The sequence below is a fragment of the Actinoplanes sp. NPDC051470 genome (genome assembly GCF_040682035.1).
GTDB lineage: Bacteria > Actinomycetota > Actinomycetes > Mycobacteriales > Micromonosporaceae > Actinoplanes.
The window spans coordinates 56,811-71,871 of record NZ_JBFBAA010000030.1; the positions used below are offsets into that span (position 1 = coordinate 56,811).

The 15,061-nt window shown below is 67.4% G+C and carries 12 protein-coding genes and 1 pseudogene; 7 read left to right on the forward strand and 6 right to left on the reverse strand.

The window, feature by feature from the left end; translation table 11 throughout:
• Positions 1–43: 43 nt before the first annotated feature.
• The 4 genes from AB0M54_RS37420 to AB0M54_RS37435 all read left to right on the forward strand — a co-directional run bounded on the left by AB0M54_RS37420 (position 44) and on the right by AB0M54_RS37435 (position 4,508).
• Positions 44–580, forward strand: coding sequence for a cupin domain-containing protein (locus AB0M54_RS37420; protein WP_364333027.1), 537 nt, complete (start codon positions 44–46; stop codon positions 578–580).
• Between the two features lie 402 nt (positions 581–982).
• Positions 983–1,573, forward strand: a complete 591-nt coding sequence (locus tag AB0M54_RS37425; protein WP_364476624.1) for an isochorismatase family protein — start codon at positions 983–985, stop codon at positions 1,571–1,573.
• Positions 1,574–1,581: 8 nt separating this feature from the next.
• Entirely contained in the window at positions 1,582–2,442 is an 861-nt protein-coding gene (locus tag AB0M54_RS37430) for an alpha/beta hydrolase (RefSeq protein WP_364476626.1), read from the forward strand.
• 242 nt (positions 2,443–2,684) lie between these two features.
• Entirely contained in the window at positions 2,685–4,508 is a 1,824-nt protein-coding gene (locus AB0M54_RS37435; protein ID WP_364476628.1) for an alpha/beta hydrolase, read from the forward strand.
• 290 nt (positions 4,509–4,798) lie between these two features.
• On the opposite strand, the gene AB0M54_RS37440 is transcribed toward AB0M54_RS37435, so the two are convergent.
• Genes AB0M54_RS37440 through glgX form a run of 4 tightly spaced genes read right to left on the reverse strand, consistent with a single transcriptional unit; the run spans position 4,799 to position 11,097 of the window.
• On the reverse strand, positions 4,799–5,410 hold the full coding sequence (locus AB0M54_RS37440) for a DJ-1/PfpI family protein (RefSeq protein WP_364326199.1): 612 nt from the start codon (positions 5,408–5,410) through the stop codon (positions 4,799–4,801).
• Positions 5,407–6,906, reverse strand: a complete 1,500-nt coding sequence (locus tag AB0M54_RS37445) for a GMC family oxidoreductase N-terminal domain-containing protein (RefSeq protein ID WP_364476630.1) — start codon at positions 6,904–6,906, stop codon at positions 5,407–5,409. Before AB0M54_RS37445 ends, AB0M54_RS37440 begins: the two co-directional genes overlap by 4 nt.
• Positions 6,903–9,074: an AGE family epimerase/isomerase gene (locus AB0M54_RS37450; protein WP_364476631.1), complete on the reverse strand. Its 2,172-nt coding sequence runs from the start codon at positions 9,072–9,074 to the stop codon at positions 6,903–6,905. The genes AB0M54_RS37445 and AB0M54_RS37450 overlap by 4 nt, the downstream gene beginning before the upstream one ends.
• 16 nt (positions 9,075–9,090) lie before the next feature.
• The gene (gene glgX / locus AB0M54_RS37455; RefSeq protein WP_364476633.1) at positions 9,091–11,097 is read right to left on the reverse strand and encodes a glycogen debranching protein GlgX; all 2,007 of its coding nucleotides are present in this window, start codon (positions 11,095–11,097) and stop codon (positions 9,091–9,093) included.
• A 120-nt stretch (positions 11,098–11,217) separates the two neighbouring features.
• Between glgX and AB0M54_RS37460 the strand changes: the two genes are divergently transcribed.
• A complete protein-coding gene (locus tag AB0M54_RS37460; protein WP_364326211.1) occupies positions 11,218–12,006 on the forward strand; it encodes a hypothetical protein in 789 nt (262 codons plus the stop codon).
• A 386-nt stretch (positions 12,007–12,392) separates the two neighbouring features.
• Positions 12,393–12,677 (forward strand): transposase, encoded by a 285-nt coding sequence (locus AB0M54_RS37465; RefSeq protein WP_364476635.1) that lies wholly within the window; start codon positions 12,393–12,395, stop codon positions 12,675–12,677.
• 194 nt (positions 12,678–12,871) lie between these two features.
• Here the strand turns inward: AB0M54_RS37465 and AB0M54_RS37470 are convergent, their stop codons facing one another.
• Together AB0M54_RS37470 and ltrA are read right to left on the reverse strand one after the other, a co-directional pair.
• Positions 12,872–13,393: a group II intron maturase-specific domain-containing protein gene (locus AB0M54_RS37470; RefSeq protein WP_364476721.1), complete on the reverse strand. Its 522-nt coding sequence runs from the start codon at positions 13,391–13,393 to the stop codon at positions 12,872–12,874.
• A gap of 138 nt (positions 13,394–13,531) precedes the next feature.
• A pseudogene (gene ltrA, locus AB0M54_RS37475) lies at positions 13,532–14,418 on the reverse strand (group II intron reverse transcriptase/maturase); the annotation flags it as partial.
• A gap of 439 nt (positions 14,419–14,857) precedes the next feature.
• Between ltrA and AB0M54_RS37480 the strand changes: the two are divergent.
• A complete protein-coding gene (locus AB0M54_RS37480) occupies positions 14,858–15,013 on the forward strand; it encodes a hypothetical protein (protein WP_364476637.1) in 156 nt (51 codons plus the stop codon).
• Positions 15,014–15,061: the final 48 nt, after the last annotated feature.

The window sequence follows — 15,061 nt, forward strand, 5'->3', positions numbered from 1 at the left end:
GGAGGAAACCCTCCGTATATGTGTTGTCGATCGAGGAGTAAGCGTGCCCTACGAGAAGACGTCCATCCCGGCTGACGACCTGTCGCGCGGGATTACCGTTGCCCGACCCGATACGGACCAAGGCCTTACCCACATTGGACTCGTCGGCGACACGTACACGATCCTCATGAGAGGCGAGGACACCGCGGGCAAGTACACGCTCATCGACATGCACGTGCCGCCGAACGGCGGGCCGCCGCCTCACCGCCACGACTTCGAGGAGATGTTCACGGTACTCGAAGGCGAGGTCCAGGCGACCTTCCGCGGTGAGACCATGACCCTACGCGCGGGCGAGACCATCAACATCCCCGCGAACGCACCGCATTCGTTCATCAACGCCGGCACCGGGCCCGCCCGACTGCTGTGCCTCTGCGCGCCTTCAGGGCAGGAACAATTCTTTACGCTGTTAGGGCAGCCCGTCGGCACTCGAACCGAACCACCGGCGTCGTTGGACTCGCAGGCCGAGGCCGCCTTCCGCGCGAAAGCACAGGAGCTGGCCCCTCAGTTCGCCACCGAACTCCTCCCGCCGAAAGCCCACTGAACCCACCGCAACTCTTCGCCGCTGTCTCGGATGACAGGATCGCGAAGCCGCATTCGCCTTGCCATCGTAGGCCTCGCTGCAGCCGGTATCGGGGCGGTTGTCGGGAGCGAGTGGTTCGCCGTCGGCGGGTTGCTTGATCGGCCGCATGAAGGCGGCCACCGCGAGGCCGCCGCCTTGCTGGGTCAGCAGAAGGCGCGGGACGGGAAGGGGGCGGCGGAAGTAGACCGCGAGTATCGGGTGCGCCGCGAGGAAGCAGAACAGCCATCGCCAACCGATCGAATCGACCACGCGAGGTGGACACCGATCCCGTCAAGAACGGGAACATCGAGGACTTCGATCAATCTTCGACGAGCTGCTCCGCGTCGCCCGAGGAACAATAGATCCGCTTGACGAGGAGACACAATGCCGCTCGACTTGTTCACCCCGCAGAATACGGCCGTGCTGCTGATCGACCATCAGGAAGGCACGATGAGCTGGATCCGGTCGGCGCCGCTCGAGCAGGTCAAAGCCAACGCCCTGGCGCTGGCCAAAGCCGCCACCGCGCTCGACATGCCACTGGTGCTGACCTCGTCGCTCGAGGACATGGTGCAAGGCCCGCTGCTGCCTGAGCTGCGCGACATCGCACCACAGCAATACGCGACCCGTATCCGACGCTCCGGAGTGGTCAACGCCATGGAGGATCACCAGTTCGCCACCGCGGTCAAAGCCACCGACCGGCCGAACCTAGTCATCGCCGGAGTCACCAACGACGTCTGCACCGTGTACCCGACCATGAGCGCCCTGCGCGACGGCTACCGGGTGCAGGTCGTCGCCGACGCCGGCGGATCCACGAGCAAGCAGGCCGACGACATCGCCGTTGAGCGTATGCGCAGCGCCGGAGCTGGCATCACGGCAACCATCATGCTGCTCAGCGAACTGGCCCGGGACTGGAGCTCGGCCGCAGGCCAGATCCTGCTCCCGGTCACCACCAGCCTCGTCCCGCAGGAGAGCTGACCCGGACCATGACCACCGTGCCTGGCCTCACCCGCAGCACGATCAGCGTCAACGGCACCGAATTCAGCGTCACGCACGGTGGCCATGGCGAACCGCTGGTATTGCTGCACGGCTGGCCGCAGACCGGCGACTGCTGGCAACCAATCCTGCCCGCACTCGTCGACGCCGACTATACCGTCGTCGTGCCCGACCTGCGTGGTCTCGGCCGCTCCGCGCCGGCCGACACCGGCTTCGGCAAAGACGAGCAGACTGAGGACATCCGCGGCCTGCTGCGCGCGCTCGGCCTGGGACCTGCCGCACACGTGGCCGGACACGACATCGGCGGCATGGTCGCCTTCTCCTGGGCCCGCCAATACCCCGACGATGTCCGCAGCCTGACGCTGATGGAACTTGCCGTGCCCGGCCTCGGCCTGGAACAGGCCATGAACGTGGCGCACGGTGGCCGCTGGCACTTCGGATTCTTCATGACTCCTGAGGTGGCGGAGCTACTGCTCGACGGCCACGAAGACGCGTTTTTCACCCTTTGGTACGCCCAGCTCGCGGGCACCAGCAATCCGCTGCCCGCCCACGACGTCAACCGCTACACCGAGGCATACCGCGGAACGAAGCGGCTGCGCTCGAGCTTCGGGCACTACCGAACGCTGCTCGACGACGGCCGGACCAACACGGCGTGGGCCGCGGCGGGCAATCAACTGCCCATGCCGGTCCTTGCCATCGGCGGCGATCAGTCTGTCGGCGACCGGCTGGGTACCAGCCTGCGTCCCGTGGCCCCGCACGTCGAGTCGGCAGTCATCGCCGGCAGTGGACACTTTCTGGCCGAGGAGCAGCCAGCATCGCTGGTCGAGCGGCTACTCAGTTTCCTGCGCTGACCGAGGGCTACGACGGGTGTGACACGCTGGCGGCCGAGCTTCGCCGTCCAGCGCCGTGTCGACTTCCACCTCGGCAACGACGGTCGGCTCGACCGGGATGTACGCCACCGGCTGCCGCTCGGCGAGGTTCCCCGACCACCCGGCCAGCAGCGGACACGGCGACGGATGCCCGGCGCCGGACCACGGAACGGCAGGCCACGCAGCGCTCTTGCCAGAGCGTGCCGATCGTCGGCCTTCACCGGATGGGTCTGCCCGACAAACCGGAAAGTCCCGTGGTGGTCGAAGCGGCCAAGCAGGAATATCACCGGCCGCTCGAGAGCACCGGTCACCGGCCGACTGATCTGCGGGCCCTGGTTGGTAGGAGGAGGGGACCAGCCGATCCGGCGCGGTGTTCTTCCAGCCAGCCCTACCTCAGTTGGGTAGCCAGCGTCATTCAGACGCTTCGCGATGATCAATATCGTTTCGGCATGCGAGTAGATGGAAGCAATCCCCGCTCCCGCCGTGGGCGCAAGCTGGCTGTCGGCGCCGCTGTCGCCGGGGTGGTCTGCGCCGGCGTCGCGACCACCGCGTACCTCCCTGCGCTGGCCGACAGCACCCCGCGGCCAGCCACCTCGACTCTGCAGTGGGGTCCGTGTCCGACTGGCACGCCGGCCCCGCAACAGTGCGCCATCCTCGGGGTACCGCTCGATTACACCCGGCCGGACAGTCGCCTCATCAACGTCGAGGTCTCCCGCGTCCCGGCGGCCGACCTGGCGAAGCGCAAAGGCGTTCTCATGGTCAACGGCGGCGGCCCCGGTCCCAGTCTCGACGTGCCCACCGCCTTCGGCAGTCTGCTGCCCAAGGAGATACGTGACAGCTACGACCTGGTGGCTTTCGACCCGCGCGGCATCGGCTACAGCACACCGATCAACTGCGGCCGCGACGCTGACGAACTGGTCCGGGACCTGCAGTACTCGGTGTTGTCCTTCCCCGGCGCGAACGGTTCCATCAGGAACAACGTGGCCTTCGCCAAGCGGATGGGTAAGCAGTGCGCGGCCAACTCCGGTGGCCTTCTCCAACACATCAGCACCGCCAATGTGGCTCGCGACATGGACCGCATCCGCCAGTCCCTGGGCGAGCGCACCGTCTCTTACTGGGGCATCTCCTGGGGCACCTACCTCGGCTCGCTTTACCGGACCCTGTTCCCGCAGACCATCGACCGGATGGTGATCGACAGCTCGGTGGACCCGAACGCCCGCGGCTACGACGACTTCCGCTCGTTTGCCCGCGCGATGGAGGACCGCTGGCCCGACCTGGCGAAGTTCGCCGTCGCCAACAACGACACGGTGCGCCTCGGCAGTACCCCGGCGCAGGTACGTCGCAACTACTTGGCCTTGGCGGCGAAACTGGATCGCCATCCGGTCACGCTGGCCGAGACCAAGGCTCCCATCAACGGCAACTTTCTGCGGCTCTTCACCTGGCAGCTGTCCTACAGCGACGCCAGCATGATCACCAGCTCGGACACGCCGGTGCCCGCGATGGCTCAGCTGTGGAAGGCAGCCCGTGACGCCGCAGCCGGCACCGCCACCGCCGAGGACCGTTCCTTCCTCGCCGAACAGGCCAACGGCCTGATCGCCGAGGCGACCATGCCGGGCGTGCCGCAGGACAACCTGCTTTCCGCCGGCTGGGCTTTCAGCTGCGGTGACGAGGCATGGCCACGCGACCTCCAGACGTACGCCCGTAACACCGCAATCGACCGCGCCCGATTCCCGCTGACGGCCGGTGCTCCGGCCAACATCGCGCCCTGCTCGGCCTGGGCCGTTCAGCCGAGCGGGCCAGGACCCAAGGTCCGTTCGCTGGGCACGCGCAACGTCCTGATCCTGCAGAACGAGCGTGACCCGGCCACCCCGCTCGACGGGGCACAACGCATGCGGCGGGCGATGGGCTCGGATGCCGTGCTGGTCACGGTCGACGCCGGTGGCCATGGCGTGCTCATCCATCCGAACCCCAACGCCTGCGCGATAGGGGCGATGACCTCCTACCTCCTGAACGGCAATCTCCCCGCGAAGGACGAGGCCTGCAGCTGAACCGGATTCCCGACCCTGACCGGTCCCCGGGCGCAACGCTACGGCGCGACCGGGCAAGGGCGGCCTGACCTCATGACGCGCCCCTCGGACACCCTGACGTGTTACACCTCAAGCCCACGCACAAATAGGTGCCAGCATCCTTCACCTGCAATCACATAATGTCGGACGATAGCCAAGCGACGCAGTGAATGGCCTCCTGCCGCAGCCTCCTGCCAGCCCGCACACCCGCATCTGTGGGTGATCGCAGCCGATGCACTGATCTGCGGCGGACATGACGAGATGCGGTCTGATCAGACCGTCGCGGTCGCTTGTTCGGCTTGGCTGGTGATCTGGGCCAGGAACTCTGTCATGAAGCGCTCGGTGACCTCGGGGTGGCGGGCCGAGATGAGGTTACCGTCGATCACCAGGTCGGCGGTCGAGCGGCCGTCGTACTCGACGATGCCGCCGGCGTTCTCGACGTCGCAGACGATGTTGTGGGCGCACGTGACCCGGCGCCCGCGCAGCAGGTCCGGGTCGGCGCAGAACAGCCACAGCGAGTGGCAGATCGTGCCGATCGGCACGCCCGGCGCCGCCACCGCGCGGCGGAGGAACTCGACCGCGGGCGCGGTGTTGCGCGCGCCCGGGCCGACGATCTCCGTCTGGTAGCGCAGCCGGTCCATCGCGTACGCGCCGATCAGGATGATGCCGGCGTAGTCGGCGGGGTCCGCGGTGGCCACCTCGGCGGTGACGGTGACGTGCTCCTCGACCGTGCCGTCGTCGGGGTTGCTGCCGAAGGTGAGGGACGGCTGGTCCCACAGGTGCGACAGGTACTCGACCTCGACGCCCTGCGACGGGAACCAGCGGTTGAACGCGCGGTACTCGGTCTGGTCGAAGTGGTCCTCGATCAGGACACCGATCTTCATGATTCCCCCAGCCACTCGGCGGCCCGCTCGCCGATGACGAAGCAGGTCAGGTTCGGATTGGCGCTGACGTGGTCCGGCATGACGGAGGCGTCCGCCACGCTCAGGTTGTCCAGGCCGTGCACCGCGAAACGCTGGTCCACAACCGAGTCGGAGTCGGTGCCCATCCGGCAGGTGCCGACCGGATGCCACAGGGTCGCGGAGTGCTGCTTGATGTAGCGCAACAGCGTCTCGTCGTCGTCGAGCTGTTTCTCGGTGAGGCTGTCGGCCAGGCCGGCGGACAGCTCGGCGATCGGCTTCGAGGTGGCGATCTCCCAGCACAGCCGGACACCGTCGATGGCGATGCGACGGTCGGCCTCCTCGCCGTACGAGTTGAGGAAGATCTCCGGCTGGATGTGCGGGTCGCTCGTGGTCAGCGAGACCTGGCCGCGGCCGGCCGGCTTCTGCAGCACGCTCATCACGCTGATCGGCCGGTGGGTGATCGGCACGTACCGGCTGACGAAGTAGAGCTGCATGTTGTTGAACTGCTCGGTGCCTGGAGCGGTGTACCGGGTGATCACCTGGACGTCCGGGTCGGACAGTTGCGTGACGCCGTCCTTCGGGATGATCCCGACGGTGATCTGCTGGTGCTCGATGAGGTTCGCGCCGACGCCGGGCCGGTCCAGCACCACCGGGATGCCGAGCTCCTCGAGCTGCGTGGCCGGGCCGACGCCGGAGCGCAGCAGGATCGCCGGCGTGTTGATCGCACCGGCCGACAGGGTGACGTTGCGGGCGTAGACCTTCTGCACCTGCCCGTCGATCTCCGCCTCCACGCCGACGGCCTTGGTGCCTTCGAAGAGGACCCGGTGCACCAGCGTCCCCGGTCGGATCGTCAGGTTGAGGCGGTGGCGGGCCTGGCTCAGGTACGAGATGGCGGTCGAGACGCGCAACGGGCCGCGCCGGTTCATCGGGATCGGGCCGACGCCGGTGCTGTGCGGATCGTTGTGGTCGGCCACGTAGTCGAATCCGTGGTCCAGGTTCGCGTCCAGGAAGGCTTTCTGCAACGGCACCAGGTCGTCGTGCTTCGTGCGCACGACCGGAGTGGGTCCTTCTTTGCCGTGCAGCGGGCCTTCCACGTCCTGGTCGTTCTCGATCCGGATGTAGTACGGCAGAACCTGGTCCCAGGTCCACGCGTCGTTGCCGAGCCGGGCCCACTCCTCGAAGTCGGCGGGCAAGCCACGCAGCGCGATCGCCCCGTTCACCGCCGAGCAGCCACCGGTGACCTTGCCTCTGGCGTACTCGATGGAACGGGCCGGCACCGCGTCGGCCCGGTAGCCCCAGTCGTGGTCCACCACCGAGACCGTGGCCGCGGTGGCGAGGTCCGCCGGCAGCTGGTCGAGCTCGGGGAAGTCCGGGCCGGCCTCGAGCAGCAGCACCGAGCGGCCCGGGTCCTCGGACAGCCGGGTGGCGAGAATGGTGCCGGCGGACCCTGATCCGACGACGATGTGGTCGTAGTTCACGACGCGTTCCTGACGAGTTCCTGGTCGAGCTCGCTGGACGCCAGCTCGGCGGCGACCTGGCCCTGCGCCCCGGTGACGGTGAGCTGGAAGTCGCGATGCTGCTTGGCGGTGGCGAGGTAGCGGACCGCCTCCGGGTCGAGGTAGATGAGGCCGGCGGTTTCCAGGACCACCGAGCGGACGCCGCCGTCGAGCACCCCGTCAAGCTCCCGGCGCAGCACGTCGACCTGGGTGGCGCCGAGCGAGCCGGCCAGGCTGATCCGGGCGACGACGCCGGACACCTCGAGCACGTCGGCGCTGAACGCGCAGGCGGCGCCGACCAGCCGGACGCGTACCTCCTGCGGCTCGGTGCTGTGCGGCAGCGTCACGGTCAGCGCGTCGGCGTCGAAGTCGGCGTGCTCGTGCCCGTTGATCCAGACCTGCATGATCTTGTTGGTCTTCGGCGGCAGCAGGTCCGGCGCGACCCGCAGGACGCCGCCGAACGCGCCCGCGCCGGGCGAGAAGAACAGGTCCATCGGTTGCTGGCGGCCTTCCAGGTTGGAGTAGACCGCGGCCAGGTAACACAGCTCGGCGCTGTGGTACATGGCCATCGAGTGCGAGCCCTTGCTGCGTTCGCCGCCGAGCATGAACGGGTTGCCGTTGGCCAGCACGTTGAAGTAGACGCCGCCGGCCTGCGTGTCGAGCATCCAGGCGTTGTAGAACGCGGCGCTCTCCCGGGCGTACTTGGCGTACTGCGGGTCGCCGTAGACCGCGTCGAGGATCTGGTAGGCCAGGATGCCCTGTTCCTGTTGCCACCACGCCTTGCGGTCGTGCCAGACGAGGCGGTGGAAGCGCTCGCCGGGGCCGGTGTGGCGTTCCATCATGTCGTACCAGCCGCCGCGCTGCGGGTCCATGCCGACCGTCGGCATCAGCCCGGCGATCTTCTTGGCGAGCGACACGTACTCCGCCTTCGGCCGCACGTTGTTCACCCGGGTCAGGTTCCACGCGATCTTCAGGTTGTGCCCGATGATCGCCCGGTCCTGCTGCTGCCCGTAGGCGCGGTCCGCGCTCCAGTCGCCGAAGAACTTCTCCTGTACGAACGGGCTGCTGTCGTAGTCCGGGAAGTGCTCGGTGATCTGGTCGCAGAGCGACTCCAGCTCGTCGGCGTACTTCTGCTCGCCGGTGGCCAGGAACAGATTGACGAGGTACGCCGGGATGTGGTCGCCGACCGAGTTCCAGTTCTTGCGGTCTCGGTTGGTGCGGATCCCGTCGTCCAGGGCCGGGCTCAGCGGGTCGAAGGTCACCGGGTCGACGTGCGAGTAGTAGCCTCGCCGGGGCGTACCGTCGGGATAATTGGTCTTGTCCTCGAAGTAGCGATGGAACATGTTGATGGTCAGGTCGATGATCTCCCGCAGCCTCGGATCGCCGGTAATCCGGTAGACCTGGGTCAGGCCGGCCAGCGCGTAAATCTGTTCGTAGCACGGGATCGCGTCGTAGTCGTCGCCGAACTCGGAGGCGAAGATCTTGAGTTCGCTGCCGTCCGGGCGCAGCACGAGCGCGTGGTACCAGTAGGCGATCTGCTCGGCGCGGTCAACCGAGCACAGATGGTCGATCAGGTAGTCGGCGCCGGCCACCGCCGCGTCGCGGTACCGCTGGTTGCCGTGCATCAGGTACGCGGTGGCCAGCCCGTACACCAGACGGGAGATGGTGTCGGTCTCCTGCCGGACGGTCGTGGTCTTCGCGCCCTCCATCGTCAGATCGGTGCGGTACAGCCGGTAGTCGAAGGTCGTCGACCCGACGCCGAACTCGCTGTCCAGGTAGAAGTCGGCGATCTTCCGGACCTGCTGGCCCCACCAGCTCGGCGACTCGAACTTGTGCTCGTCGGCCGCCTTGCCGAACAGCAGCACGTGCTTGGCCTCGAAGGCGGTGCCCGCTCCTGAGTCCGACGGGTAGAACACGCCGTAGACGTGCAGCAGGCGGCCGTGCTCCAGCATCGCGGAAAGCTGCGCGGTGGCGTCGACGTACGCGTCGCCCAGGTTGCGCAGCATCTCCGCCGTGGTCGTCGGGGTGAGCTGCACGACAAAGGGCCGGCCGTCGGAGGTGTTCATCTCGAAGCGCCCGGCCTGCGGGTCGGCGCTGATGACGTAGCCGGCGACGAGATCCGAGAAGGTGAAGTCGAGTTGGTTCGGCACGATGGCCTCTTTCTCTTCAGGACGGGCGGGAGATCAGGACGATGACGCTGCGTCCGGGAGCGGAGATGGTCGCGGTGTCCACAAACGTTTCGGCGTCATCCGGTGACGAGGTGTCGACGGCTCGCGCCCAGACCCGCCCCGGCACCGCCGGAAGCTCGAAGTCCAGCGGCGCCCAGTACATGTTCGCGATGATGTGCAGGTCGTCGATGGTGCAGGCCAGGGTCCGGGCGTCCGGGTCGGTCCATCCGGGCCGGCCCAGCCGGGTGCCGTGCCAGGCGATCTCGGGCCCTTCGTAGGTCGGCTGCCGCAGGCTCGGATGAGCCTTCCGGAACGCGATCATGCGTTGCCAGAACGACAGGACCTCGGCGTGGTCGTCGACCAGTGACCAGTCCAGCCAGCTGATCTCGTTGTCCTGGCGGTAGGCGTTGTTGTTGCCCTGCTGGGTGCGGCCGATCTCGTCGCCACCGAGCATCATCGGGACGCCCCGCGACAGCAGCAGCAACGCGGCGAAATTCTTGATCTGGCGTACGCGCAGCGCTTTGACCTCAGGATCGGTGGTCGGCCCCTCGGCGCCGCAGTTCCAGCTCATGTTGTCGTCGTTGCCGTCGCGGTTGCCCTCGCCGTTGGCCTCGTTGTGCTTCTCGTCGTAGGAGACGAGATCCGCGAGCGTGAAGCCGTCGTGGCAAGTGATGAAGTTGACGCTGTTGATCGGGCGGTGCCCGCGCGCCTGGTAGAGGTCGGCGCTGCCGGTCAGCCGCTCGGCCACGTCGCCGACGATGCCCGGCTCGCCGCGGACGAAGCGGCGCATGGTGTCCCGGTATCGGCCGTTCCATTCGGCCCAGCGATACCCCGGATAGCGGCCCACCTCGTACGCGCCGGCGGCGTCCCACGCCTCCGCGATGATCTTCGTGTCGGCGAGGGTGTCGGACAGCTCGATCTGCCACACCACCGGCGGCTCGTCGAGGACCTCACCACGGGCGCCGCGGGTCAGCACGGCGGCCTCGTCGAACCGGAACCCGTCGACGTGCATCTCCCGCACCCAGAACTCCAGGCACTCCACGATCATCTTGGTGACGATCGGGTGGTTCGCCATCAGCGTGTTCCCGCAGCCCGAGTAGTCGTAGTAGTGCCGCCGGTCGTTCGGGTCCAGGTAGTAGTAGTTCGGGTTGTCCAGGCCGGCGAAGGCGAACAGCGGCCCGAGGTGGTTGCCCTCGTCGGTGTGGTTGAAGACGACGTCCAGGATCACCTCGATGCCCGCGGCGTGCAGGGCCTTCACCATGTCGCGGAACTCCCGCAGGTGCCCGCCCTCGTCCGGGGCCACGCAGTAACCGGCGTGCGGGGCGAAGTAGGCGGCGGTGCTGTAGCCCCAGAAGTTGGCCTCGCCGTCGTCGAAGTCGAAGACCGGCAACAGCTCGACCGCGTTGACGCCGAGCTTCGTCAGGTGCGGGATCTTCTCCACCAGCCCGGCGAACGTGCCCGGCCGGCCCACCCCCGAACTCGGCGACCGGGTGAACCCGCCGACGTGCGCCTCGTAGATGATGAGGTCATCCATCGTCCGGCGCAGCGGCTCGTCGCCCTCCCAGTCGTACCCGTCGGTGTCCACCACCACGGACCGCAGCGAGACGGCCGTGTTGTCGCCGGGCCGGCAGGCGGCGCCCCGGTCCCACAGCGCGCGGTCCACCCCGCGGGCGTACGGATCGAGAAGCACCTTGTCCGGATCGAACCGCAGACCCGGGACGTCCTCCGGGCCGAAGGCCCGCAGACCGTAGAAGGCCGGGGCCCTCAGCCCTTCGACCCGCACGTGCCAGACCGCGAAGGTGCGGTTGGTCTCCGGGTCGAGGGTGATGATCTGGTACGGGGCAGGGGAATCGTGGTGCTCGAAGAGAAGCAGCTGCATCGCGGTGGCGTGCTCGGAGAAGACGGCGAAGTTGACCCCGCCGTCGTCCGGGCGGGCGCCCAGCGGATGGGATCGTCCCCTGCTGGTGCGGTGGCGTTCGGTCTCGCTCAGGTCCAAGCCTGTCATCTGCACGCTCATCGTTGCCCCTTCCGGCGACCCCGATAGAACGTAACAACGAGTTCACGTTCCGATCGTCGTTTCCGGTATTCGGCCATCGCACTCCCCGCGCTGCCTAGGGTGGACGGCGTGGAACTCTGGCTCGTACGGGACGTGTCGGTGTGGCTGGTGGGGGCCGTGCTGATCATCGGAGTCCCGGCCGTCACCCTTGGGCTGGACATCCTCATCCACCGCACCCTGCCGCACCGGCGGCTCAATCAGCACAACGACGTCACCGGTGTCATCGTCTCGCTGGTGGGCGTGGCGTACGCGATCGTGATCGGACTGTGCGTGGTCTCCCTGTGGGAGGGCTACACCGACGCGAAGGAAGCCGTGCGCGAGGAGGCGGCGAGCATGACCACCCTCATCCCCGGCAGCGTGGTCTTCGACGACCAAACCCGGCTGATGCTCACCGACGGCGTCATCCGCTACGAGTCCGCTCTGGTCACCGACTGGGAGGCCCGGCACGAGCAGGGCACCGAGCGGGAGCGCTCCGCCGACCTGAGCGAGCTCGCCACCCTCGTCGGGTCGTTACGGCCGACGACAGACGCGCAACGGTTCTTCATCAACCACGCCATCGACGAGATCGGCCGCGCCGAGCAGTACCACCACGCCTCGGACGCCGAGGCCGACGACAGCCGGATGTCACCGGTGATGTGGTTCGGGGTGCTGGTCTCGACCGGCGCGGTCCTCACGATGTGCCTGTTCTTCGGCCTCGACGACGGCCTCGTGCGCCGCGCCCTGCTCACCATGGCCAGCACGGTCATCGCGACGAACCTGTTCCTCGTCGTCGAGATGAACTACCCCTACTACGGCTCCTTCGCCGTGACGCCCGACGCTTACCAGAGCGTCGTCGACGACCTCCGACAGGACCGCTGACGCGGGTCACGGCGTTCGGAGCTGGCGAAACCGGCCGCCCGGCTGTTCTCCCAGGTCCAACCGTCGGCCTGGTGGTAGAGATCCCCGCAAGGTCGCCGTGCAGTGCTCCGGCCGCAAGACGCGGAGCGCCAGGACCGCGGCCACCGCCAGAACGACACCGCGGCCACGCCGATCGCTGGACAGGTTGTCCCTTGCCGCGAGGGGTCAGCGCTTGTTCGCGTTCGTGCACCCGCCGGGAACGGCGGCGCCGCAGACGCGTCAGCGCTGCGCGAGAACCATCGGCCTCCCCAATCAAGCAGCACATATCGGTCAGCGCCGGTGTCCAGCGACCGGAATATCTCCCGGACGTCCGGGCGAGGGCGTCAGCCGGTTCTTGACCGACGGTCGTGCGCAGCGACCGCACCGCCTCCGACAGGAGGTCGCGCAGGGTTCGCGTCTCGCCCGGCCGGGTCCATTTCGGGAACGCCGCCTGCTGCGCGAGCAACACCGTCTGGCTGCAACTCGCCCTGACCGGCATCGACCTGCTCAGCTGGACCCAGCACCTGCTCCTGGACGGGCCACTCGCGGCCGCCGAGCCGAAGAAACTGCGCTACCGGCTGCTGCACATCACGGCGAAACTGACCCGCACCGCCCGGACCACCACACTGCGCCTCGCCGCCGGCTGGCCCTGAGCCAACCACCTCGTCCAAGCCTTCGAACGCCTCGCCGCGCTATCCGAACCCGTTACCTGACAACGAAATCCGCCGCAACAACAACCAGGACCCACGGAGAAACCCGGCCTCCGGCCGGGCAATAAAGCCTGCCCACCACCAGCATCATCAACAACGAACCGGTCACGACCCGGACCTTGGCCAAGCACCGATGCTCAATGTAGGGTCGGGCGCTGGCGCGGTGACACAGTTCTGGGGTTAGGTCCGGCAGCCTTCATGCCGACGGTTTCCCGTTCGGTTGTCCCGCTGCGGTGACCTTGTCCAGGGTGTTCCGTTTCCAGCACCCGCCCATCGAACCGTGCATGCGGCTTTCCCGCACACGGCTCACCGACGTCGTTCACCGCCGGCATTCGGCTTGTCCTCCGCCAGGGCTTGAAGGGCCTTGGCGAGACGACGGTTCCCATGAGCTCGACCAGTCCGAGCTGGTTGTCGGACTGGAAGACCAGTACCTGCAACCCGAATGCTCGGCTGCGCTTATGCCGTTTGGCGATCACGATCGCCAGCCGCATCAACGCATATGCCCTGATCTTGCTGAAGTGGCGGGCCGAGTTTCCGTACTTGAAGTACCCGGCCCAGCCGCGCAGGAACTGGTTGAGGTCCTGCACGATCCACTCCACCGGCAGCAGCAACCGGGACCGGTCCGTGAACCGCCGGATCCGGTCACGGGCGTGCTGCATGGCCTTGTTCGCGGGCCAGCGCGCCAGGAAGGTGACCTGCTTGGTCCCAGTCCGCGCCCAGGCCCGCACCAGCCGGTGGTGAAAGCCGAGGAAGTCCACGCCTTCACCGCCGACCTGCAGATGCACGATGCGTGTCTTGGCCTGTTTGGGTTCCAGCCCCAGCTCGGACAGCAGCTCTTTCAGCCGCCCGAGGGCGGCCTCGGCCTGCTGCCGGGACCTGCACATCACGATCGCGTCGTCGGCGTAACGCACCAGAACCCCGTGCTCACGAGTCGACCATGCCCGATCGATCCGGTGCAGATAGACATTCGCAAGCAACGGCGAAACCACACCGCCCTGTGGAGTACCGGTCACCTCTCGCCGGACCACGCCGTTGTCCATCACCCCGGCGGACAGCATCGCCCGCAGAAGCTTCAGCACGGCCTGGTCACAGACGCGTTCCTCGACTGCTTGCATCAACTTGTCATGCGGAATCGCCGAGAACAATTGGCGATGTCCGTCTCGACCACCCACCGCCTGCCCCGCCAGGACTCATCGACGAGGACCTGCAAGGCATCGTGCGCCGAACGCTTCGGGCGGAACCCGAAGCTGCACGGCAACATGTCGGCCTCGAAGACCGGCTCGAGCACGATCTTCACCGCGGCCTGCACGACACGGTCCCGAACCGCAGGAATCGACAACGGCCTGCGCTCGGCTGTGCCCGGCTTCGGGATCAACACCCGACGCGTCGGCACCGGCCGATAGCGGCCGTCCCGCAACTCGGCGGTCAACTCGGTGAGCAACCGGTCAACGCCGTACTCCTCGACCTGACCCAGGGTGGTCTTGTCGATGCCCGGAGCGCCATCGTTGCCACGCACCGCGACCCACGCCCGCCACAAGACGTCCCTGCGGAAGACTTTGTCTCGCAACGCATGGAACCGACGTCCGGGATCGGCCTTGGCCGCCCGGTAAAGCGCATGCTGCAAGGCACGAACCGGGTCCAACGAGGACCCCAACACGGCGGGACTAGCCGAAACGGCACTCACCGGGCACCACCTTCATCAGCAGATACGCGTCGACGAAGTAGCGGCCCCTCCCTCACTACACCGCTTCCATGGCCTTCACCCTGAATTCGGGGGCTCGGCACTCCCTCTGCCCCACCCCAACAGGTGAGACCTCTAACGACGCCGCAGGCTTCGCGTGATGCTACGGACCGCTCAGTCGCTCCCCCATCAGGGCTTTCGACACTGGGCTTCGACCCGACCCGTTTCCAGACCGAGCCGCCAGCCTGCTACCGGGCCTCCTGGCAGCTACCCGGACCGGACTCCCACCGGCAAGCGACGACGAGCTTACGACCCAAGATCGACTACACCAGTCCACCTCCAGGTCTGCTGGACGCACGAAGGACGGAGGCTAGTTCCTACCCGGCAAGTTGGTCGAGCGCGTCCTGGAGATCCTGACGACATCCGAGTCAAGGGCGGCCGCATGCACTCAATCCGCCCCGGTGATGCAACCGAGTGGAACCTGGTCCTGGTCCACACGCTGCACCCCGGCACCGACGTCACCTGGATGAAGACTGCCCCGGCTGTCTTGGACACCACCTACCGCCTGCAGGAGATATCCAACCGCGCGATCCTCTGAGTAAGACCCAGCTACAAGCTGCGCAGCCTGAGTCGAGTGGCCGGACTC